General features: G+C 68.0%; 21 protein-coding genes. 8 read left to right on the top strand and 13 right to left on the bottom strand.

The genetic code is table 11. The annotated features are described in order from the left end of the window. Positions 1 to 126: 126 nt before the first annotated feature. Together ACE3P9_RS04540 and ACE3P9_RS04535 are read left to right on the top strand one after the other, a co-directional pair. Positions 127 to 432: a ferredoxin gene (locus ACE3P9_RS04540; RefSeq protein WP_374492150.1), complete on the top strand. Its 306-nt coding sequence runs from the start codon at positions 127 to 129 to the stop codon at positions 430 to 432. Between the two features lie 262 nt (positions 433 to 694). Then, complete coding sequence (locus ACE3P9_RS04535) at positions 695 to 2,719, top strand: methyltransferase domain-containing protein (RefSeq protein WP_374492078.1); 2,025 nt, start codon at positions 695 to 697, stop codon at positions 2,717 to 2,719. A gap of 202 nt (positions 2,720 to 2,921) precedes the next feature. Here the strand turns inward: ACE3P9_RS04535 and ACE3P9_RS04530 are convergent, their stop codons facing one another. Both ACE3P9_RS04530 and ACE3P9_RS04525 read right to left on the bottom strand, forming a co-directional pair. Continuing rightward, on the bottom strand, positions 2,922 to 4,058 hold the full coding sequence (locus ACE3P9_RS04530) for a PilT/PilU family type 4a pilus ATPase (RefSeq protein ID WP_374492077.1): 1,137 nt from the start codon (positions 4,056 to 4,058) through the stop codon (positions 2,922 to 2,924). Positions 4,059 to 4,098: 40 nt separating this feature from the next. Next, on the bottom strand, positions 4,099 to 5,142 hold the full coding sequence (locus ACE3P9_RS04525; protein WP_374492076.1) for a type IV pilus twitching motility protein PilT: 1,044 nt from the start codon (positions 5,140 to 5,142) through the stop codon (positions 4,099 to 4,101). 245 nt (positions 5,143 to 5,387) lie between these two features. Here ACE3P9_RS04525 and ACE3P9_RS04520 point away from each other — a divergent pair, with 245 nt between their 5' ends. Then, positions 5,388 to 6,116, top strand: coding sequence for a YggS family pyridoxal phosphate-dependent enzyme (locus ACE3P9_RS04520; protein WP_374492075.1), 729 nt, complete (start codon positions 5,388 to 5,390; stop codon positions 6,114 to 6,116). Positions 6,117 to 6,159: 43 nt separating this feature from the next. Here the strand turns inward: ACE3P9_RS04520 and ACE3P9_RS04515 are convergent, their stop codons facing one another. Next, positions 6,160 to 7,152, bottom strand: a complete 993-nt coding sequence (locus ACE3P9_RS04515; RefSeq protein ID WP_374492074.1) for a hypothetical protein — start codon at positions 7,150 to 7,152, stop codon at positions 6,160 to 6,162. A gap of 173 nt (positions 7,153 to 7,325) precedes the next feature. Between ACE3P9_RS04515 and ACE3P9_RS04510 the strand changes: the two genes are divergently transcribed. Further along, the gene (locus ACE3P9_RS04510; protein WP_374492073.1) at positions 7,326 to 8,465 is read left to right on the top strand and encodes an aminotransferase class V-fold PLP-dependent enzyme; all 1,140 of its coding nucleotides are present in this window, start codon (positions 7,326 to 7,328) and stop codon (positions 8,463 to 8,465) included. A 32-nt stretch (positions 8,466 to 8,497) separates the two neighbouring features. On the opposite strand, the gene ACE3P9_RS04505 is transcribed toward ACE3P9_RS04510, so the two are convergent. From ACE3P9_RS04505 to ACE3P9_RS04490, 4 genes are all read right to left on the bottom strand, one after another. After that, positions 8,498 to 9,409: a LysR substrate-binding domain-containing protein gene (locus ACE3P9_RS04505; RefSeq protein WP_374492072.1), complete on the bottom strand. Its 912-nt coding sequence runs from the start codon at positions 9,407 to 9,409 to the stop codon at positions 8,498 to 8,500. Between the two features lie 54 nt (positions 9,410 to 9,463). Next, on the bottom strand, positions 9,464 to 10,312 hold the full coding sequence (purU, locus tag ACE3P9_RS04500) for a formyltetrahydrofolate deformylase (protein ID WP_374492071.1): 849 nt from the start codon (positions 10,310 to 10,312) through the stop codon (positions 9,464 to 9,466). Between the two features lie 230 nt (positions 10,313 to 10,542). Then, entirely contained in the window at positions 10,543 to 10,839 is a 297-nt protein-coding gene (locus ACE3P9_RS04495; RefSeq protein WP_374492149.1) for a DUF3567 domain-containing protein, read from the bottom strand. Between the two features lie 266 nt (positions 10,840 to 11,105). Beyond that, positions 11,106 to 12,374, bottom strand: a complete 1,269-nt coding sequence (locus ACE3P9_RS04490; protein WP_374492070.1) for a DUF3108 domain-containing protein — start codon at positions 12,372 to 12,374, stop codon at positions 11,106 to 11,108. 140 nt (positions 12,375 to 12,514) lie between these two features. Here ACE3P9_RS04490 and ACE3P9_RS04485 point away from each other — a divergent pair, with 140 nt between their 5' ends. The 4 genes from ACE3P9_RS04485 (at position 12,515) to ACE3P9_RS04470 (ending at position 16,302) form a co-directional block, all read left to right on the top strand. Then, complete coding sequence (locus ACE3P9_RS04485; protein WP_374492069.1) at positions 12,515 to 13,534, top strand: fumarylacetoacetate hydrolase family protein; 1,020 nt, start codon at positions 12,515 to 12,517, stop codon at positions 13,532 to 13,534. 167 nt (positions 13,535 to 13,701) lie between these two features. Then, a complete protein-coding gene (locus tag ACE3P9_RS04480; RefSeq protein ID WP_374492068.1) occupies positions 13,702 to 14,100 on the top strand; it encodes a hypothetical protein in 399 nt (132 codons plus the stop codon). Positions 14,101 to 14,366: 266 nt separating this feature from the next. Next, the gene (locus tag ACE3P9_RS04475; RefSeq protein WP_374492066.1) at positions 14,367 to 14,972 is read left to right on the top strand and encodes a copper chaperone PCu(A)C; all 606 of its coding nucleotides are present in this window, start codon (positions 14,367 to 14,369) and stop codon (positions 14,970 to 14,972) included. Between the two features lie 337 nt (positions 14,973 to 15,309). Next, positions 15,310 to 16,302 carry a PhaM family polyhydroxyalkanoate granule multifunctional regulatory protein gene (locus tag ACE3P9_RS04470; RefSeq protein ID WP_374492065.1) on the top strand — a complete coding sequence of 331 codons (993 nt, stop codon included), beginning with the start codon at positions 15,310 to 15,312 and terminating at the stop codon, positions 16,300 to 16,302. Between the two features lie 24 nt (positions 16,303 to 16,326). Here the strand turns inward: ACE3P9_RS04470 and ACE3P9_RS04465 are convergent, their stop codons facing one another. The 6 genes from ACE3P9_RS04465 to ACE3P9_RS04440 form a co-directional block, all read right to left on the bottom strand. Then, on the bottom strand, positions 16,327 to 17,169 hold the full coding sequence (locus tag ACE3P9_RS04465) for a pirin family protein (RefSeq protein ID WP_374492064.1): 843 nt from the start codon (positions 17,167 to 17,169) through the stop codon (positions 16,327 to 16,329). Positions 17,170 to 17,207: 38 nt separating this feature from the next. Then, the gene (locus ACE3P9_RS04460; RefSeq protein WP_374492063.1) at positions 17,208 to 17,837 is read right to left on the bottom strand and encodes a nitrous oxide reductase accessory protein NosL; all 630 of its coding nucleotides are present in this window, start codon (positions 17,835 to 17,837) and stop codon (positions 17,208 to 17,210) included. 101 nt (positions 17,838 to 17,938) lie between these two features. Further along, positions 17,939 to 18,523, bottom strand: a complete 585-nt coding sequence (locus ACE3P9_RS04455; RefSeq protein ID WP_374492062.1) for a nitrous oxide reductase accessory protein NosL — start codon at positions 18,521 to 18,523, stop codon at positions 17,939 to 17,941. 13 nt (positions 18,524 to 18,536) lie between these two features. Next, the gene (locus ACE3P9_RS04450) at positions 18,537 to 19,352 is read right to left on the bottom strand and encodes an ABC transporter permease (protein ID WP_374492148.1); all 816 of its coding nucleotides are present in this window, start codon (positions 19,350 to 19,352) and stop codon (positions 18,537 to 18,539) included. Then, positions 19,352 to 20,389 carry an ATP-binding cassette domain-containing protein gene (locus ACE3P9_RS04445; protein WP_374492061.1) on the bottom strand — a complete coding sequence of 346 codons (1,038 nt, stop codon included), beginning with the start codon at positions 20,387 to 20,389 and terminating at the stop codon, positions 19,352 to 19,354. Before ACE3P9_RS04445 ends, ACE3P9_RS04450 begins: the two co-directional genes overlap by 1 nt. Continuing rightward, entirely contained in the window at positions 20,373 to 21,629 is a 1,257-nt protein-coding gene (locus ACE3P9_RS04440; RefSeq protein ID WP_374492147.1) for a nitrous oxide reductase family maturation protein NosD, read from the bottom strand. The genes ACE3P9_RS04445 and ACE3P9_RS04440 overlap by 17 nt, the downstream gene beginning before the upstream one ends. Positions 21,630 to 21,674: the final 45 nt, after the last annotated feature.

Genomic DNA, 21,674 nt, shown 5'->3' with positions numbered 1-21,674 from the left:
CAGACCCCGCAGCTCTCCTGCGCCTGCCCGGCAGCAGACTCCGCCCCTGTCGCGGCACCCTGCACCGAAACGGCCGTCTGCACTGCTGACCCGCAGACACCGGCCGAAGGCGTCGTCAAGCCGCGCATCGGCGCCTACCGCCGCCACCTGCTCGTGTGCACCGGCCCACGCTGCACCCAGCACGGCGAATCGCAGCAGCTCTTCGACGCCCTTGGCGCCAAGTTCAAGGCCGCCGGCCTCGACCAGGGCGACCTCCGCGTCAAGCGCACCCGCGTAAGCTGCTTCGCCGCCTGCAAGGGCGGCCCCGTCGTCTGCGTCCAGCCCGACGGCACCTGGTACTACAACGTCACCCCCGAAAACATGGACCGCATCATCACCCAGCACCTCGTAGGCGGCCAGCCAGTCGAGGATCTGGTGTTTCATCAGGCGTAAAAAGCCAGTGCTGCCGTGGGCGGGCGTGTGACTTTCGCAGGCCATGCGCTCGGCAGCAAAGGCTTGGTTCGGTGGAGAAGTCGATTCTCAAGAGGAGAGGCGGTCTCCATGATGGTGCTGTCTTCCCTCTGCCCTTCTTCACTTCCCTCCGTGACCTATTCCCGCCCCGGTGTGCATGCACGGCGGGAAGGGCTGGGCGCTGATGGACAATCGGGGGTGCATGGGGCCGTGTGGCCCTGTGCGCGACAGGACAGGAGCAGCCTTGAAGATCATCGTATTTGCCCACAGCGGGGGGCCCGGAGGGGCCGAACATGCCTTGCGCCATCTGGTGGCGATGCTGGCCGAGCGCCATGAGGTGGACATCATCCTGCCCGATCTGGAGCGGGGCGAGGCGGCCTACTACACGGAGCGCGGCCATCGCTGCTACCACCTGCCGGTGCCCTTTGCCCTGCCGGATGTCTCGGGGGCGCTGCTGCACTATGCGCGGCTCGATCTGGCCGACATCGTGCGCGTGCTGCGCGAGGGGGCCTACGATCTGGCCCTGTCCAACACGCTGGCGATTCTGCACGGAGCGTGGATCGCGCGGTATCTGGGCATTCCGCACCTGCACTACGTGCATGAATATCTGCAGGACGAGGAGCTGATGCCGGTGGCGCTGTCGCGGGCGTCGTATCTGGCGATGGTGGGCGAGTCTTCCAGCGGGATCATTGCGTGCTCGGACTTCGTGGCCGGGCAGTTCCCAGAGGCGCTGCAGGCGCCGCTGCGCGTGCTCGAACCCTTCGATTACACCCAGGCCGTGGAGCCGCGCGCCTTCGACGATGCGGGCGAGAACGTGATTCAGGTGATCGGCACGCGCTCGCATCGCAAGCATGCCGTCTTTGCGCTGGATGTGGCCAAGGCGCTGGCGCTGCGGGGGGTGCCGGTGCGTGTGGACATCATCGGTTCGGCCCACAGTGCCGACGGCCGGCTGGGGCGCATGATCCAGAAGCGCGGGGTGCCGGTGCGGGTGTTCGACCATCATCCCGATCCGTATGCGATCAACATCGCCACCCGCACGGTCACGCTGGTGTGTGCCACGACCGAGCCCTACGGGCTGACCGTGCCCGAGTCGCTCCGGCGGGGCATTCCGGTGGTGGCGTCGCGCTCGGGCGGGCCGCAGGGGCTGCTGCCGTCTTCCCTGCTGTATGACGTGGATGACCTCGAAGGCTGCGTGCGGGCGCTCGAACAGGTGTTTGCCCACTATCCCGATCAGGTGGCGCAGGCCTGCCAGCAGTACGACACGCTGGCGGCCCGCATCGACCGCCAGAGCGTGGCCGAGGCACTGGAGCGGACGCTGACCGGGGCGCTGGAGCACCGCGTGCCCATCGGTTCACCCCGGCTCGATGCGCTGGTGGAGCGGGTCAAGCCCGTGCTGCACCTGCCGCTCGATACGGCGGACATGGCTGCAGCCATTGCCAAGGTGGGGCGGCGCGAAGGGGTGAAGCAGGACGCCGCTGCCGTGATGGCCCGCATCGAGGCCGAGCGCCAGCAGCCCGGCACCGCCGTGGCGGAGGACCTCCGGCGCTTCGATGTGGTGCCCTTTGTCATGTCTGCGGGCATGGACCGGCTCTACCGGCACGGGCTGGGTCTGGCCGTGGAGCTGGCGGCCACCTGCGAAGACCCGGGGCGGCTGCAGATGGCGGCCTTCATTGTCTCGGCGCTCGACGAATGGCAGCGCGAGCACCAGCGCAGCCCCCGCGTGCTGGCGCTGGGCGACGGCATCGGCATCGACTCGCTGCGGTTTGCGCTGGCGGGATTTTCCGTGACCTATGTGGACTACGACCAGTCCCGCATGGCCGAGGTGGCGGCGCGCCATTTCGACACCGTGCGTGCGTCGCGCCGGGGCCGCAAGCTGCCGGTGCGGGTGGTCGACCGGGTGACCCACGCCTACGACGCGGTGGTGTGCCTGGAGGTGATCGAGCATGTGCCCGATCCGGCCCAGTTCTTCGAGGGGGTGGCCGGCCATGTGGGCGAGGGCGGGCTGCTGTTCATCAGCGAGTGCTTCAACGGCATCGAGAACCGCTGGCCCACGCATCTGCGCAGCAACGAGTCGCTGGCGGGCATGCTGCCCCTGATGGCGCCGCCCACGCTGGACTATGTGGGCACGCACCCGGCCCTGCCGGGCAAGCCCTTCGTGTTCCGGCGCCGCGAGGCCGATGCCCCGGCAGCCGCCTCCTGCACCGATCTGCTGCGCCAGCGCACCGTGGAGCGCATGCTGCTGCAGCAGCGCCTCGATCTGGGCGTGTAGGTCGTAGAGGGGGTGGCCACAGAAAAATGAATGGGCCTGGAACCAGGACACCTGATCTGATGGCCTGAGCCTGAGCGCATGCGCAACAAGGGGGAGGGAACCTGGGCTGGTTCTCTCCCCCTTTGGCCTTCCGTTCCCGTTTCTTTCCACTTCCCACTGGGGCCGCAGGGCAGGTCGGGGATCCGGGCGGCGGTGAGGCGGCTTACATGACCGAGAGGTGCTCGGTGCCGGCGGCCAGGTCGGAGGTGGCGGCGCGCTTGGAGTTGAGCTTGATCTGCAGGCGCAGGTCGTTTTGCGAGTCGGCGTTGCGCAGGGCATCCTGGTAGGAGATCGTGCCTTCCTCGAAGGCGTCGAACAGGGCCTGGTCGAAGGTCTGCATGCCGATGTCCCGGCTGCGGCGCATGACTTCCTTGATTTCGCCCACCTCGCCCTTGAAGATCAGGTCGGAGATCAGCGGCGAGTTGAGCAGGATTTCGATGACCGCGACGCGGCCCTTGCTGTTCTCGCGCGGCAGCAGGCGCTGCGAGACCATGCCCTTGAGGTTGAGCGAGAGGTCCATGAGCAGCTGCGTGCGACGTTCCTCGGGGAAGAAGTTGATGATGCGGTCGAGCGCCTGGTTGGCACTGTTGGCGTGCAGCGTGGCCAGACAGAGGTGTCCGGTCTCGGCAAAGGCCACGGCGTGTTCCATGGTTTCGCGGTCGCGGATTTCGCCCATCAGGATCACGTCCGGGGCCTGGCGCAGGGTGTTCTTGAGGGCGATTTCCCAGTCCTCGGTGTCGAGTCCCACCTCGCGCTGGGTGACGATGCAGTTCTTGTGCGGGTGCACGAATTCCACCGGGTCCTCGATCGTGATGATGTGTCCGTAGGAGTTCTCGTTGCGCCAGTCCACCATGGCGGCCAGCGTGGTGGACTTGCCCGATCCCGTGGCGCCGACCACGATCACCAGCCCCCGCTTGGTCATGGAGATGTCCTTGAGGATGGGGGGCAGCCTCAGGTCGTCGATGGTGGGGAGCTTGCTCGGGATCACCCGCAGCACCATGCCCACCTTGCCCATCTGCACAAAGGCGTTGACGCGGAAGCGCCCGGTGCCCGGGGGCGAGATGGCGAAGTTGCATTCCTTGGTGCGCTCGAACTCGCTCATCTGGCGGTCGTTCATGATCGAGCGCGTCAGCGCCAGCGTGTGGGCCGGCGTGAGCGGCTGGCTCGACACCTTGTTGATGCGGCCGTCCACCTTGATGGCCGGGGGAAATTCGGCCGTGATGAACAGGTCGCTGCCGTTGCGGCTCACCAGCAGCTTGAGCAATTCGTGGATGAACTGACTGGCCTGGTCGCGATCCATAGGGAGTCTCCTGGTCGGGGGCGGACGGGCGCGGGGCCGGTCAGCCGGGGAAGTTTTCGGGGATCTTGGCCTTGCTGCGGGCTTCGGCCGGAGAGATGAGGTTGCGGCGCACCAGCTCCGTGAGGTTCTGGTCCAGCGTCTGCATGCCCACGGAGTTGCCGGTCTGGATGGTGGAGTACATCTGGGCGACCTTGGCCTCGCGGATCAGGTTGCGGATGGCAGGGGTGCCCAGCATGATCTCGTGCGCGGCCACGCGGCCGCTGCCGTCCTTGGTCTTGCACAGGGTCTGCGAGATCACGGCCACGAGCGACTCGGAGAGCATGGCCCGCACCATTTCCTTTTCCTCGGCCGGGAACACGTCGATGATACGGTCGATCGTCTTGGCGGCGCTGGAGGTGTGCAGGGTCCCGAACACCAGGTGGCCCGTTTCGGCGGCGGTCATGGCCAGGCGGATGGTTTCGAGATCCCGCATTTCCCCCACCAGAATCGCGTCCGGATCTTCCCGCAGGGCCGAGCGCAGGGCGGCGCTGAAGCTGTGCGTCATGGGGCCGACCTCGCGCTGGTTGACCAGGCACTTCTTGGACTGGTGCACGAATTCGATCGGGTCCTCCACCGTGAGGATGTGGCCCTGCTCGTTCTCGTTGAGGTAGTCGATCATGGCGGCCAGGGTCGTGGACTTGCCGGAGCCGGTCGGCCCGGTGACCAGCACCAGTCCGCGCGGGCGCATGGCCAGCTCGGCAAAGATCTTGGGGGCGTTGAGGTCTTCGAGCGTCAGCACCTTGCTCGGAATGGTCCGGAACACGGCCGCCGCGCCCCGGTTCTGGTTGAAGGCGTTGACCCGGAAGCGTGCCAGCCCCTGCACCTCGAACGAGAAGTCGACCTCCAGTTCCTCCTCGTACTGCTTGCGCTGCGTGTCGCTCATGATGTCGTACACCATGGCGTGCACTTCCTTGTGCTCCATGGGCGGCAGGTTGATGCGCTTGACGTCGCCGTGCACGCGGATCATGGGGGGCAGCCCTGCCGAGAGGTGCAGGTCGGATGCCTTGTTTTTGACGCTGAATGCGAGAAGTTGGGTAATATCCACGGAAATCCCTGGTCGAAGAAGAATGCGGGGCAGAGTCGGCCTCCAGTGCCGCCCTGCGGCACCCTGGCCGCAGGAGGGGCCTGTCCGGCTCGAAGGCCGGGTTACGGCCTGCGGCGCTTCATCATGCACCTATGGCGCACCCGTGCTGCCCATGCCCGCAGCAGATTCGCTGCCGTGTCCCCTTTCGGCCGAGGCCCCCTGGCTGCCTCCATGGTAGCCAGTTGCTACATCCAAATGTACTCCCTATGTTTTCCAGTGCCCCGATTGCCCTGAATTTGCAGCACGTGCAGCACAGAATCGCCCAGGCTGCGGCGCGTGCACAACGTCCCGTGGAATCCATCCGCCTGCTGGCGGTCTCCAAGTTCTTCGACGCCGAGGCGGTGGCCGCTGCGGCCGATGCCGGCCAGCACGCCTTTGGCGAGAACTACGTCCAGGAAGGCGTGGCCAAGATCGAGGCACTGCGCGCGCGAGAGCTGGAGTGGCACTGCATCGGTCCGCTGCAGAGTCGCAAGACCGCGCTGGTGGCCACCCACTTCGACTGGCTCCAGAGTCTGGACCGCCTGGAGCTGGCCGAGCGCCTGAACCGCCAGCGTCCCGAGACGTGCGCGCCGCTGCAGGTCTGCCTGCAGGTGAACATGGACGGCGGGGCCACCAAGCACGGCGTGGCGCCCGATGCAGTGCTGGCGCTGGCATGCACCGTCATGGCCCTGCCGCGGCTGGAGCTGCGCGGCCTCATGAGCATTCCCGACCCCAGCGACGACCCGCAGCAGACGCTGGCGGTGCACCGCGACACCCGCGCCCTGTTCGACGATGTCGGCCGGCAGCTCGGGCTGCCGCGCTGGGACACCCTGTCCATGGGCATGAGTGCCGATCTGGAAGAAGCGGTGGAAGCCGGCAGCACCATGGTGCGTATCGGAACCGCCATCTTCGGGGCGCGTCCGGTCAAGCCACAGGCGCCGGAGGGCGCTGCCTGATGGCGTGAGACGCAGGGCTGCCGCGCGTGGCGGGCCTTGCCCGTCAGTCCATGCCGTCGGTGGCGTGCAGCGTGGTGGGATCGAACAGGCGTGGTGGCGCCTTGCGGTTCAGGGCCCTGCAGTCGATGGCCAGCACCCGCGTGAACAGCAGGCCGGCCACGGCGCGCAGCAGTTCACCGGTGTCCAGCGTCGGGTGGCTGAGGGCATCGGTGATGCGCAGCCGGTGGCCATCCTGCACCTGGGCAAGCACATGGCGGGCCGGATCGGACAGCACGCGGTCGGGCAGATGGTAGGTGCGGTGGGCGTGCACCGTGTAGCGCCACAGGCGTGGCGGCAGCATGGCATGCACCTGCGGCAGCGGGCAGCGCAGGGTGTACTCCCACAGCAGCTCCCAGAACGAGAGCTCCTCCATGCCCGAGGCATCGAAGCGCCAGCCCTCGGCGTAGGGAATGGTGGAGAGCATGGCGCTGCGCATGGCTGCCAGCGGCAGATGCTGCTGGCGCCAGACCTTGCGGCGGGAGGCCGAGACCACGGCCACCAGGGCGCTGCTGGCAGGATCGCGCCACACCAGATGGTGGCAGCCCCAGGAGGCCCGCTGCGAGACCATGGCCGTGATGAGCGCATAGCGGCTGCGCAGTGCATCGAGCCCCCCGAAGCTCTCGGTGAGGTTCTGCGCCAGCTCCTCGCCGGCGTGGTCGGTGCTGTTGCGCCATTCCTGATGGGCTTCCTCGTCCTCGCCGAGCAGACACGCAGGCAGCCCCTGGTAGTGGCCCTGGGGGTCCAGGGCCACCCGCTGGATGTAGCGGTTGAATCCGATGGCCGTGTCGGCGGGGCCGTCGGCTCCCTGCTGGCCGTCGTCGTCCAGGTCGACGCAGCGCAGATGGGTGAGATAGAGGTCCGGCGCCAGTCCCGGCGGCGCAGCCTTCCACTCGGGCGCGTCATCGGGCCCGTCAGCGCCCGCCAGGGGCGCGAGGGCTTCGGCAATGTCGGAGATTTCGTAGGGTGTCAGCCCCACCGGGGCATAGAAGGCACGCATCCCAGAAGCATACGGGCATTGCACCCCTTTGCTGCACGGGTGTTGTGACGGAGCCGCACCGGAGGCGCTCCCGTTTGCCCGTACCATGCACTCCACAGCCCGTCCGCGTGGCGGCCCGCCTGTGCGGGCCGTTGTTCCGGCGCTTCCCTTCCCGATTTTCAGGAGAGTCTCCCATGTCCGGCCTGCTGCCCTTTGTCGATCCCGATGGCCTGCGCGAATATTCCGTGGTGTATACCGATCGCGCGCTCAACCACATGTCCCGCCGGTTTGTCGGGGTGATGCAGGACATCCAGTCCGTGCTGGCCGAGGTGCACGGTGCCCATGTCTCGGCGCTGGTGCCGGGCAGCGGCACTTTCGGCATGGAGGCGGTGGCGCGGCAGTTTGCCCGGGGGCGCCGCGTGCTGGTGGTGCGCAACGGCTGGTTCAGCTACCGCTGGAGCCAGATTCTGGAGACATGCGGGCTCACGCAGGACGTGCAGGTCTGCACGGCACGTCCCCTGACGGCCGACGTGGATGCGGCCTGGGTGCCTGCTCCGGTCGACGAGGTGGTCGCTGCCATCCGCACGCACCGTCCTGCCGTGGTGTTCGCGCCCCATGTGGAAACGGCCAGCGGCATTCTGCTGCCCGACGCCTATGTGCAGGCGGTGGCACGGGCGGCCCACGAGGTCGGGGCCCTCATGGTGCTCGACGGCATTGCCAGCGGAGCCATGTGGGCCGACATGCAGACGCTGGAGGTGGATGTGCTGCTGGGAGCCCCGCAGAAGGGCTGGAGCAGCACGCCGTGCTGCGCCATCGTCTGCCTGAGCGAGCGCGCACGCCACGCGCTGGAACAGACCACGAGCGACAGCTTTGCCTGCGACCTGCGCAAGTGGGTGGCCATTGCCGAGGGCTATGCCCAGGGCCAGCATGCCTACCACGCCACCATGCCCACCGACGGCATCGTGCGCCTGCGCGACGCCATGCTGGAGACGCGTGCCGATGGTTTTGCACTCACCCGCGAGCGCCAGCTGGCGCTGGGAGCACAGGTGCGGGCGCTGCTGGAGGCGCGCGGATTCTCCAGCGTGGCTGCCGAGGGCTACAAGGCACCCGGCGTGGTGGTCAGCCACACCACCGATCCCGAGCTGCAGAACGGGCGTGCCTTTGTGGCGCAGGGCATGCAGGCGGCGAGCGGGGTGCCCCTCATGTGTGGAGAGCCCGAGGGGTTCCGCACCTTCCGGCTCGGGCTCTTCGGCCTCGACAAGTGGCGGGCCGTGCCGCACACGGCCGACTTCGTGGCCCGGGTACTTGATGACATGGGGTACACGGCCGGCTGAACGCGGCATTCCAGGCTGCGCGTGCAGCGGCTTCAGGTCGGCGCGGCCGGAGGGGCGGGGAGTGTCGTGGCCGCATCGCGCAGGCTTTCCTGCAGCCATTGGGCAAAGGCGGTGCATTCCCAGCGGTCCATGGTGCCGGCCCGCCAGCACAGGTAGTGCGCGTGCGGGCTGGCCACTTCCCGCTCGGACAGGCGGGCGAGCGTGCCGTTGGCCAGCCAGGGGCGCGCGAGCTGCAGGCGCACCAGCGCCACCCCCAGACCCTGGGCAGCGGCATCGCAGGCCAGGCCGACATCGTTGAACGAGGAACCGTCCACCGGCTCGGGCCAGTCGAGTCCGTGGGCCACGAACCAGGTGCGCCAGGGTTCGAGCGGGCTGCGCAGCAGGGCCGCGCGCTGCAGGTCGTGCACCGAGGGAAAGGGCCCTGCCGTCTGCAGGTATTCGGGCGAGGCCACGGGGGTGATGGCGTCTTCGAGCAGGCAGATCGATTCCATGTCGGCATAGCGGCCGGTGCCGAAGCGGATGGTGAAATCCGCATCCTCGGCCACCACGTCCAGCAGCGGAATGCTGACGTGCAGCGAGAGGTCGATCTCAGGGTGCAGGGCCAGGAAATGGCGCAGCCGCGGCATCAGGATGCTGCGCGCAAAGGTGGGCGTGACCGCCACCCGCAGCTTGCGGCGCGTCAGCGCGCCCTGACGCCCCGGAAAGCGCTCCAGCATGGTGAGCGCCTCGCGCACGTGCGACAGGTACTCGCTGCCCTCGGTGGTGAGGGAGAAATCGGCCCGGCCGAACAGCCGCGTGCCGATGAGCTGTTCGAGCTGCCGGATGCGGTGGCTGACCGCGCTGGGCGTCACGCACAGTTCCTCGGCCGTGTGCGTGACGCTGCGCAGACGCGCCAGCGCCTCGAAGGTCAGCAGACATTGGATGGGGGGAATGCGCAGGGCCATGGCAGCAGGGCCGATGCGCCCGCACGGAGCGCAGGCACATCGGCCACAAGGGCGTCAGCGGAAGATGACGGTGCGCCGCCCGTTGAGCAGCACACGGTGTTCGCTGTGCCACTTCACGGCGCGCGCGAGCACCTGGCTCTCGGTGTCGCGGCCGATGGAGGTGAGGTCCTCCACGGTCTTGCTGTGATCCACACGGGCCACGTCCTGCTCGATGATGGGGCCTTCGTCGAGATCGGCGGTGACATAGTGTGCCGTGGCACCGATGAGCTTGACGCCACGGTCATGCGCCTGATAGTAGGGCTTGGCGCCCTTGAAGCTGGGCAGGAAGCTGTGGTGGATGTTGATGGCCCGGCCGGACAGGCGCTCGCACAGGTCGTTGCTGAGGATCTGCATGTAGCGGGCCAGCACCACCAGCTCGGCGCCTTCCTGCTCGATGATTTCGAGTTGCCGCGATTCGGCCTGCTCCTTGTGCTCGCGCGTCACGGGCAGGTGGTGGAAGGGCACGTTGTAGCTGGCCGCGAGCTGGTAGAAGTCGCGGTGGTTGCTGATGATGGCGCGGATGTCGATGGCCAGCAGCCCGCTCTTCCAGCGAAAGAGGAGGTCGTTGAGGCAGTGGCCTTCCTTGCTCACCATGATGACGGTGGGCATGCGGTGCGAGGTGGCGTACAGACGCGCCTGCATCTGGAAGGGCGCGGCGAACTCGGCCAGACGGCGGCGCAGCACGGCCACATCGGGCTCGGGGCAGACGAAGCCCACGCGCATGAAGAACAGTCCGGTGCCCGAGTCGTTGTACTGGGCAGCCTCTTCGATGTTGCCGTCCTGCTCCATCAGGAAGCCGGAGACGGCGTGTACCAGCCCCTTCCGATCGGGGCAGGACAGGGTGAGGATGTAGGGATGAGTCATGACAGATCAGGGTGGGCCATGCCCGTGCCGGACGGCGCAGACCGAAAGGACAGCCCCCGCGCACCATATCGGCGCCTGTGGGGCCCAGAACACCTGATTGTAGTGATCCTGCCCCTCTGGTTCCGTGCCGGGGATGCGGGGGGCAGAGGCATGCGCCGGGAGCAGGGTACAGCCGGCAATGGCGGTGCCGCTCCCGCTGTCGGATCAGTGCAGCATGTCCCGCGATGCGGTCAGTGCAGCATGACGGGGCTGCCCGCCAGCCCGGAGTAGTGGTCGAGCATGTCCTCGACCTCTTCCTGGGTGGGGGTTTCTTCCTGCCAGCGGGTGATCTGCTGCTGGAACAGCTCGGCCCAGCTGCCGTCGAGATACACGTGCTTGCCGCAGCGCTTGTCCACGATCTCGAATCCGTGGCGGGCTAGCGCGAGATGGGCGCGCCCATCCATGCGGATGGCTTCATCGGCGTCCAGCTCGGGCGTGGGCTGCATGTGGACTACGGCGAAGGCTTCCGAGTCGTAGAGGGTGTTCATGCCCACAGTGGACTGGCTGAATTTGTCTTCGTTGTTCATGGCAAAGATATGGTAGTCCATATGGGCACTTTCAAGAACAGGGGTGGACACGGGAATGTGCAGAAAAATTCTGCTGCTGTGCATTTTTCCCTTACATCACATCGTATGAAGGCAGAAATGTAGCGTCAATTGGCAATCTGTGCAGGAAAGCTTCCCCCGATTGGGGGATTGGATGTGCATTTCCTGCAGAAGTTCCCGTTCTTCTGCAGGCAGGGTGGATGCGCAGGTCAGGGGGCCGTGGCAGGCATCCGCTCCAGCAGCTGCTCCACGTAGTCGCCCGAGGCTTCGGAGATGCGCAGCCGCACGGGCAGGTAGACCGTTTCGCCGGAGCCGGCCTTCCAGGGGGTGTACCACACGTCCACCGTGCGGGAGACATCGGGCGTGGCAGCACGCTGCAGGTGCACGGTCTGCAGGGGCTTGCCATCCACCGTGACGGTGTCGGCCGGCAGAACCCCAAAGTTCCACACCGAGGCACCCCGGAGTTCGGCCACCTGTATCGGCAGCGTGCTGCCAGGCTGGCCCAGCCCGGGATGCGCCGCCAGCAGGGCCGCGAGCTGCATGAAGACGCTGACCTCGTCCTGGGCGCCGGGCATCAGCGCGGCGTCGGGCCGGCCCGTGGAGAAGGCGATATGGCCGCCAGCGCCCTGTGCGCCGTCGGCAGGCCGCACGAACGTGGTGACATGGCCGCCGCGCCAGTTGTCGCTGAGTCGGTCGGGCTGCAGGCCGTTCGGAGTCAGGAGGCCGGTGCTGGCCTGGGTGCGGGAACCGATCAGGAAGGCACTGACCGTGAACGACATGCGGTAGCGCCCCTGGGCGTCGCTGCTCCACTGCAGACGCGAGCTGGCGTGGTAGTTCCAGGTGGTGCGCTTGCCCGTGACTGCATAGGCCAGCTCGTAGGCGAGCGGCACGCGGGCCGGCTGCCGGGCCATGGCGGCCACGGCCGGGGGCACGGCAGCCGCAGGGGCTGCTCCAGATGCCGGCATGGCGGGCATGGAGGGCTGATCGGGCAGGGCCGGTGCACTGGCAGCGGAAGAAGCGGCCGGCTGGGCTGCAGAGGCGGCCGAGGCAGCAGTCTCCGCAGCGGAGGCACTGCCGGTGGGGGCTGCCGCTGCGGCAGCGGCAGACAGGCGGGAGCGGACCGGCATCGGCAGGCGAGGGACGGGCAGATGCAGGGCCGGCGCAGGCGTGTCCAGGTGCGGGGAGGGGGCTGGTGTCGGCGTCGGGGAGGCAGGCAGCGGAGTCTCGGGGACCGGGGCCGGAACCACGCGCGTCTGTACCGGAGCGACCCGGATGACGGTCGGAGTGGCAGCAGTGTCCGGCTGCGCCGGCAGGAACAGTCCCGGTGCAAGCAGCACCCCGTGTGCAGTCACCACCAGGGCCGTGGCGGCCAGCAGCGGCAGCCAGCGCACGGCTGCGCGGCCGCGCGCGCCACGGCGCCCGATACGCAGGCGAGACAGTGGCAGACAGGGCGGGAACGCAGGAGGCAGGACAGGCATGGACAGGCGATCGAAAGAGCCGGCCTATTCTAGAATGCCCGATTCCCCCGGGCAGGGGGTTCCTGCCCGGTGTTGTGTAAGCGCCTGTTTGCACGGTCCCGGCGGGGCGGCAGGCAGCGCATCCAAAGAAATGGTTCCCCATGAAACTGGCCACCTACCGGGACGGTTCGCGTGACGGGGTGCTGGTGGTGGTGTCGCGTGACCTGCGCGAGGCCCACTATGCTACCCATGCTGCCGACCGTCTGCAGCAGGCCCTCGACGACTGGAATTACATCGGTCCGCAGCTGCAGGATGTCTATGACGCGCTCAACGCCGGACGTGCGCGCGAGGCCTTCCCCTTCGAGCCCGCGCGCTGCATGGCGCCCCTGCCGCGCGCGGCGCAGTGGGTGGAGGGCTGTGCCTTTCCGCGCCAGGAGGCCCGGGTGCGGATGGCCTTGCCTGCCGGGGCGATCCCCTCGGATGCGGCTCCGCTGCTGTTTCAGGGGGCGAGTGACGACTTCCGGGGAGCCTGCGCTCCCGTGCGCTGTCCTGCGGAGGCGGGGGCCGATTTCGGGGCGGGGCTGGCCGCCATCACCGCCGACCTGCCCATGGGGTGCAGCGCCGAGCGCGCGCTGCAGGGCATTCGGCTTCTGGCTCTGACCAACAGCATCTGTCTGCGCACCATCGAGGAGTGGGAGCTTGCACGCGGCATGGGGGTGCTGCTCGCGCGGGTGGCCACGGTGTTCAGCCCTGTGGCCCTCACGCCGGACGAGCTGGGCGAGGGCTGGCGCGAAGGGCGTGTCCATGGCACGCTGCAGGTGGACTGGAACGGCCGCCGCGTCGGCATGTGCGATGTCGGCAGCGACATGCGCTGGGGGCTGCATGAGCTGCTGGCCCATGTGTGCCGCACGCGGACTCTGCACGCCGGCAGCGTCATGGGCTCCGGTGCGGCGAGCAACCGGGACAACCGCAAGGGCTATGCCTGCGTGGCCGATCGCCGCATGTCCGAGGCGCTGGAGCAGGGCGAGGCCATGACGGCCTGGCCGGTGCCCGGAGATTCGGTGCGCATCGAAATGAAAGGGCGTGACGGCCGCAGTCTGTTCGGCGCCATCGACCAGGTGCTGGCAGGCCCCGAAGGGCAGGGCGAGGCCGACGCCGACGAGGACAGCGCAGCGTCGTGAGTGCTGCGTGCGCTGCAGGCGAAGGCGCACACGGCGAGGGGCGCCGCAAGCGTGCGCTCCAGGGCAAGGGCCATCTCCGGTGAGGACCGCATGATGTCCGTCAAGGAACGGCAGCCCGTCTGCCAAGACCCTTGGAGCGTCAGGGGTTTGCACGCATAATGGGCTTCATGGTGCTCGCTTTTTCTCCCCCAGTCCTGCAGCGCGTCCTGCGCATGCCGGCCGGTTCTGCCCGGAGCTGGCTGTGGGGGGTGTTGCTGGCTCTGGCGGCGGGATGGTTCTCGCCTCTGGTCAAGGCCGAGGCCTTCGAGGTGGTCTGCTCCGGGGGAGAGAGCGGTGTCCTCGTCGTGACCGAGACGCAGGATGACCTGTCGCATGCCCTGCTGCATGGACGCACCTGCGCCTTCTGCATGCCGGTGTCCATGGCACCGCCACCGGCGCTGCTGCCCGTGGTGCCTGCGGCCACGCTCCCGGTGGCGGAGCCTGTGGCGACTTTGCCGGCCTCGGTGCCGGCGCGATTCCCGGCCCATCGGCTGGCCCGCGCGCCACCTGTGTCCCGCCTGCTCTGAGCACCCGGCAAGACCGAGGCATCGTCCTGTGTGTCCTGTCTCCGATGAGATGGGCAGACAGAGGATGGTCGGGTGTCGAGGTGTCTGTCTGCTGTTCCCTTTTTTCCGTTCCCTTGTTTTTCCTGTCTGTTTCCTCCGGATCCGTGATCCGGGAAACGGTGGGTTGCTGCGTCGCCTTGCGCTGTCGGGCGGGCCACGGCTTCGTCCGTGCATGCCCGGTGCACAGGGCAGAGCGGGCAACCTGCATCTGCCTTCTGAGGTGTGTCATGTCTTTTGCATCGCTGTCTTCCTTCTCTTCTTTCCGTTTTTCTTCTTCCGTGACCTGGGGCGCTGCCGTGCTGGCCGTGCTGCTGGGCGCATCCGCCGCAGTGCAGGCACAGGTGCCTGCACCCGCCCATGCGGGCCATGCGCCGGCACGCATGGCGGTGGCTGGCGAGCATCTGCTGTCGGTGCAGCATCCCTGGGTGCGGGCCACGGTGGCGGGGCAGAAAGCCACCGGAGCCTTCATGGAGCTGCGGGCCAGCGAGCCGCTCGAACTGGTGGGGGCGCGCAGCCCCATCACGCATGTGGTGCAGGTGCATGAAATGGCCGTGGACCACGGCGTCATGAAGATGCGCCACCTGCCGGTGCTGCCCCTGCCCGCAGGCCAAACCGTGTCCCTGCGCCCGGGCAGCTACCACATCATGTTCATGGATCTGGACAAGCCGCTCGCGGCCGGCAGCACGGTACCCCTGACGCTGGAGCTGCGCAATGCGCGCGGGCAGCAGTTCCAGCGCACGCTGCAGGTGCCGGTGCAGGCCATGACGCCGGGTGCCGGCGCTGCGGCCCATGCTCCCGGCATGCACGGAGGCATGGCCATGCCCCATCCGTAAGGCAAGGGGCAGGTGCCCCTGAGTCCGGCCGGGGTCTGCACGGGCCTCTGCCGGGAAGTGTTTTCATGATTTGACGCACGCCATGCAAGAGGCCGTTCTGGCGCGTGCTCCCCTTGCTGAATGGAGCCCGGCGCGCCCAGCCCCTGCCCGATGATTTCACCTCTTTCCGGGGCATGTTGGCGGCCGTGGCGTGCGTCCTTTTGAACTGGTGTCTGCTCTTTGCCCCGCTCGGGACTATCCCGTGCATGCAGGCCGATGGGCTTGCAGTATCCTTGTGTGGATCAGGGCCGTGCACGTGCCGTGCAGGGTGCAATCCGCCATTTCAGGAGACAAGAGCATGAGCGCCAATGCAGCGGGATTCGATTTCAGCAAGTTCGTTCCGGGCTTCGACTTTCTCAAGCAGATCACGCAGCCGCGTGGCCTGACGCCTTCTCCCGCACAGTGGGTCGCCCCTACGGTGGATCCCGAGGAGATCCAGCGCCGCATCGACGAGCTCAAGACCGTGCAGTTCTGGCTGGAGCAGAACACCACTGCCCTCAAGGCCACGATTCAGGCGCTGGAAGTGCAGAAGATGACGCTGACCACGCTGCGCACCATGAACGTGGGGCTCACGGACATGGCCCAGGTGTTCCAGCAGGGCATGGCCGACACCATGTCGAGCGTGACCCAGGCCGTGAGTGCCGGTGCACGCCAGCCTGATGCCGATTTTTCCACCCCCGCCGAGCCGGCGGCTGCGGCATCGTCCGTGGGTGCAACCCCCGGGGCCAGCTTCGGTGCTTCCCCCGAGGAGAGTGCGGCCGGGGAGCCGTCTGCACCGGCAGAGGATGCAGCGGCCCCTCCGCAGGGCGGAACCGAAGCGCTCCATGCCGCCTTTGCCCAGGCGGGGCAGTGGTGGGCCGGCATGCTGCAGACCTTCCAGTCCATTGCGCAGCAGGCGCAGGCCGATGTGCTTGAGCGTCAGGAAGCCTTTGCCCGTGCACAGCAGGACATGGCGTCTTCTCTGACCGAGCAGGCGGGCGCAGCGGATGCTGCCACTGACACCGCGGCCGACCCGACGAGCGAGGCTCCTGCTGCTGCCCGTGCGGCGAGCCCGCGCCGTCCTGCACGCAAGGCGGCCTCTGCGGCCCCTGCAGGGGCAGGCCCATCGGCGCGTCCTTCCAGGGCGGCAGGGGCCAAGTCCGGCAGCGACACGCCCCGCACCAGCGCCGCACGGCCCAAGGCTGCAGCAGCCGCTTCCGGCATCAAGAAAACCACGGTGGCACGCCGATCCGCCACCGGAGCCAGTACGGCAGGCCAGCCCACATCGACCCCTGCCCGCAAGCCGCGCTGAGGCGCTGCATGGGGCGGGCACTCCTCAGGCCGGGAGGCTGCCCCAGAGTCCCGTGCGGACGGCTTTCAGCGCCTGCTCCAGTTCGGCCGGGCTGTTGCTGACAATGGCGTCGGCTGTGGCCAGCGGCTCTTCCAGGGGCGCTGCGCTCAGGAGCAGCAGCCGCGTGTCGGCGAGGGCATGGATCTGCACCTGATCCCCCGCCGCATCGAAGAACACAAGGGAGGGCGCCGCCAGGCTGCCCGGCCAGAAATCGACGGCGGCTTCACCCGCCACTATCAGGGCACTGGCATACCACCCGCGCGGCAGGGGCGCGTCGAGCGTATGCCCTGCCCGCAGGTGGACGTCCCAGCACTGCACGGGGGTGGCGGTCTCGGCCGGGCCGATCTGGCCCTGCCATTCGCCGGCGATGATGCGTGCGGATCCCGCATCATCCGGCAGGGGAACGGCAGGGATGTCCGCTGCCCGGAGGGGCTGGCTGTGGGGGGGCGTGGATTTGTAGGCGGCAGGCAGGTTCAGCCAGACGCTGAGGGCTTCGACCGGGGTGTCCGTCGCGCCCGCGTAGCGGTGGAGCGTGCCGTGTCCTGCCGTGCTCCATTTGGCATCTCCGGCCTGCAGATGGGCGTGATGACCAGCGGAATCCTGCACGTCCAGGGCCCCGTGCAGCACGAGCGTCAGGCATTCGATGCCGGACTCCGGACGCACGAAACACCCCGCTGAAGCAGTGGTGCCCCTGATATGGCTGGCATGGAGCACGGGATTGGCCTGCTTGCCGAGGCCGTGGCTGTCGAAGAAGACATGTTCCTCGCCCAGGGTGCCCAGAGGCTGTGCGGAGAGTGCGCGCGAAGCGCCAATGACCAGTTTGCGCATGAAGGCTTTCCTGAAGAGCAGTGTGTGGAGGGGAAAAATCAGGTGTCGTGCATGGATCGGCGCATGGCTTCCTGACGTGCAGAACCCAGGGGGGCCAGCAGGGCGGGTGTCATGGCGCTGGCCTGCAGCACGCGGCCTCCATGGCGGCGTGCGTGGGCCAGCGCCCGTGACCGGTCGGCAAATGCGGGGAGGTCGGGGTTGCGCATGGGGCCCAGCGTGTCGGAGCCCTGCACCAGCCAGGCCGCGTCGAGCGGCACCCAGGCGGCAGTGGCCAGATCGGTGACCCACAGAGAGCGCACGTCGGAGGCAGGGCGCCCGGCGCTGTAGTGGGCGACGTTGTGCCGGAAGCGCAGGAGATCCACCGGGGAGTCGAAGAAGTGAGCGGCACCGTCGGCATACAGCACCTGTGCCGCCCAGCACGGCATGCGCGCCGGAAACATGCCGCAGACCGGGCAGCGTGCCGAGGCAGGGACTGGGCGGGGTGCCGATGGTGGCAGTCCGCTGCGGGGATTATGGGCAATGGCCGGGGCCGTGATGCACACCGCATCTTCCAACGCGGACGCCGAGGCCACCGGCGCGCCGGCCGGCGACGTGCCGAGCAGGGGCAGCCAGTGCCGGCGTGTGAACCAGCCCGCCGCCCCCGTGGCGATTGCTCCGCACGCTGCCATGCAGAACCACCGCCGGCTCCGAGCGGCGGAGACGGCGGATGCAGGGGCAGGAGGACGAGGCATTGGGGGCATGGGCAGCCTGGCAGCAGGGAAAGGGCTTCTCACATGTGGCTGTCGGTGTTGGCTCCGCCGCGCAGGTCCACCATCTCCGGTCGGATGTCGGACATGCGCAGCAGCTTGCCTCCGTACTGCTGGATGAAGGCACGGGCGTCCGCTTCGCGGCTGAAGCTGGCAAAGGTCGGCCCCATCGAGCCGTGGCGCCGGCTGCCCTGCACGTACAGGGCCGTGCGGGCGTCGATCCATGCGCCCTGGGGGTGCTCCCAGTCGGTCTTGCCCATGTCCTGGACGTAGACGGCGCTGACCTTGCGCACCTGCTCGGGTTGCAGCAGGGCATTGAGTACCTCGACCGTGTCACAGTGGAAGGCGGGCTTGTCGGCCTGGGCGAAATGAATCTGGCCCTTGGGCCCGGGGTAGTCGGCGAGCAGCATGCCGTCAAGCTCGCAGGCCGTGCTGCGGGTGAAGTCAACCGGGGCCACGCTGGCCCGGCTTTCGCCCCGCCCGCCGCAGGCGGCCAGTGGCGCCACGGCAGCGAGTGCCAGCATGCCCAGCAGCAGCCGGTGTTCGGAACAGACGGATTCGTGCCGGGCATTGCGCCCCTGGCAGCAGCGGCAGGTATATGGCTTCATGGTGTGTCGATTCTCAGGGTTTGAAGCGCCAGCTCGCCATGACGAGAGGCAAGACGATCCAGCCCAGCATGACGCCGGTGAGTACGCCCGCGTTCGACAGCAGCGGCGGCACCATGCTGACCAGTCCATAGGCGCTGCGGACGTCGTCGACCGAGAACACGTTCAGGATGCGGAACACATCGGTGGGGTTGCACAGCAGCAGATACGGAAACAGGTCGCCGCCATAGTGGCCCGCCGTGGCCACGAGCACGCCCAGCAGCACGAGGTCGAACACCAGCACGAACAGGAACCACAGCACAATGGCTGCGCCCGAGGCGCGTGTGCGGTCGCGTGCCACCACCGAAATCAGCACAGCCATGCTCAGGAAGGCCAGCCCCATGAGCAGCGCGCTGAACACGAAGCCCGTGTAATGGAACAGGGCGGCCGAGCCGAACTGCCAGCCGAGCACCACGCCGACTGCGGCCAGTCCAGCGCACATGGCCAGTGCCAGGGCACAGGCCAGCCCCAGATACTTGCCGAGCAGCAGTTCGCCCCGGGTGATGGGGTAGGCAAGCAGCAGATCGAGCGAGCCGCGTTCGCGCTCGCCCACGATGGCGTCGAATCCCAGCAGCAGGGCAATGAGCGGCACGAGATAGATCACCAGACTCACCAGGCTGGTGATGGTGAATTCCAGCGAACGCAGGCCCACGGTGCCCTGCTGTGCGCCGCCCGCGTAGGCGATGACGAGGGAGAACACGGCAAACACCAGAGCCACCGCCAGCACCCAGCGGTTGCGCAGCCGGTCGCGGAATTCCTTCGAGGCCACGGCCAGGGTCTGTGGAACTTGCATCATGGTTGGGTCTCCCTGGAGGAATCGGTGTGGCCGGGACAGGACCTGGCGGGGGATGTGCGGCTGAAGAACATGTCTTCCAGCGAGGGTTCCTGTACCTGGATGTCGCGCACGGGACCGGATTCGCCGAGCAGGGCCCGGAGCAGGTCGAGCTTGCGGCCCCGGGCCACCCGGCACAGCACCGTGCCGTCGTCTTCCGTGTGGAAGACGATGTCGGACAGGGCCGGAGGCAGCAGGGCGTGCAGGGCTTCGGTGCCGGCGGTGGCAGGGAGGGCAAGGCGTGCCCGGACCGTCACCGGCAGATCGAAGCCGGCCCGCAGCTCCTCGATGCTGCCCAGCGCCTGCACGCGGCCGTTGGTCATGACGGCGACGCGGTCCACGCGGTTCTGCAGCTCGGCCAGGATGTGGGAGGTGAGCACGATCGTGAGTCCCTGCGCGCGCAGCTCGGCCAGGGTGTCCCAGAAGAAGTGGATGGCGCTGGGATCGAGCCCGGTGGTGGGTTCGTCGAGGAACAGCACCTGCGGCGTTCCGAGCAGCGCCTGGGCAAATCCCAGACGCTGGCGCATGCCCTTGGAATAGGCGCGCACGGCGCGGGTGCCGGCGTGACCCAGCCCGACCCGTTCGAGCAGGGGCGGGCATTCGCGCGGGTCGACCTGCTTGAGGCGGGCGAAGAAGCGCAGGGTTTCGAGCCCGCTGAGGTTGTCCCACAGCGCCACGTTTTCCGGCAGGTATCCCAGGCGGCGGCGCACCTCGCGCGAGGAGGCTCCGGCCACGGACTGCCCGGCGATGTGGATCTGGCCTTCGCTGGGTGCCAGCAGCCCCAGCATCATCTTGAACAGGGTGCTCTTGCCGGCGCCGTTGTGGCCGATGAGGCCGAACACCTCGCCGCGCGCGATGTCGAGGCTCACGTGGTCCACGGCCGTGAAATCGCCAAAGTGGCGCGTCACTTGCGCGAGACGGATGAGGGCTTCGCCGCCGCCCGGAGCCGGGGCGCCGTGCGAGGAGGCGGCAGGAAGCGTTTCAGGGGGCAGGGGCATGGTCGGGATCCTTGAGCACGCGGGCGCGCCACTGCGCCCAGGAGGTGGAGAGGGGCAGCATGCGGGGGTGGGCCTCGACGATGCTCGGCACCCGCAGCAGCGGGAACTGCTGTCCCACCATGCGCAGGGCCTGTACCGCAGGGCTGGCCATGAGCAGCCGCACGATCGGGTATTTCCAGGTGAGGCGATCGACCATGTCGTTGGCTTCGTAGGCAATGTCGCCGCGACCGTCTCCGTTACGGTCCCAGCCCCGGTAGTTGCTCCAGTAGTTGCCGACCGTGCCGCCCCATTCCTGATCGCGCGCGCCGACGAACTTGACCTGCTCGTGGTTGTCGATGAAGTCGTTGCCGTCCCAGGTGTTGCGGGCCGATCCCGACAGATGGACGCCGATCTGGTTGTCCGCGATCACGTTGTGGCGCAGCTGGGTGTATTCGACGTCATACACGAACAGACCCCGGGCGTTGCCCATGACGATGTTGCCCTCGACGACGGAATCCTCGATCGTGCGCAGCATGATGCCGTGGTCCTGGTTGTTCCAGGCGCGGTTGTTGCGTATGACCTGGTTGCGTACCTCCATGAGGGCCAGGCCGCCCCGGTTTTCCCAGGTGTCGTTGTCCTCCCACACGTTGTAGTAGGAGTTCATGTAGTGGGTGCCGTAGCGGCTGTGATGCAGACGGTTCCGGCGGAACACGGCATGGTGCGACACGTCGATGTAGAGGGCATCGCGCACGAAGCTGATCTCGTTGTCGATGATGCGCGCGCCCTGCGTGTTGTAGAGCTCCACGCCGTTGCCGCGCTGGGCGCTGTCGTAGTCGCGCTTGCCGGTGATGTTGTTGTGCAGAACCTGCACGTCGTCGGCGCGTTCGATCCACAGGCCGAACAGGTTGTAGCTCAGGAAGCAATGCTGCACCCGGGCCCGGTGTGCGCCGGGCTGGATGTAGATGCCCGCATTCTGGGCCAGCAGGCTGTCGCCCGAATCGCTGACGATCAGGCCGTCGAGAGTGACATCGGTGGCCTTGACGCGGATGGTGTCTCCCTTGTCCGATCCGCTGATGGTGGGGCGGTCGATGCCATGCAGCGTCAGGGGCTTGTCGATGACGAGGTTTTCGGCATAACGCCCCCGGTGCACCTCGATGATGTCCCCGGGCCGGGCCCGGTCGATGGCCTGCTGGATGCGCTGTCCCGGCCGCACCGTCACCAGCGCTGCCTGCACCGCGCACAGGGGCGCCCCCGCCAGCATCAGTCCCAGGGTGCAGCGGGCCAGCCACTGGCCGACGCGTCCCCG

This window comes from Allobrachymonas sp. (assembly GCF_041912815.1).
GTDB lineage: Bacteria > Pseudomonadota > Gammaproteobacteria > Burkholderiales > Burkholderiaceae_C > Brachymonas.
This window is presented reverse-complemented; position numbering and strand designations above follow the sequence as displayed.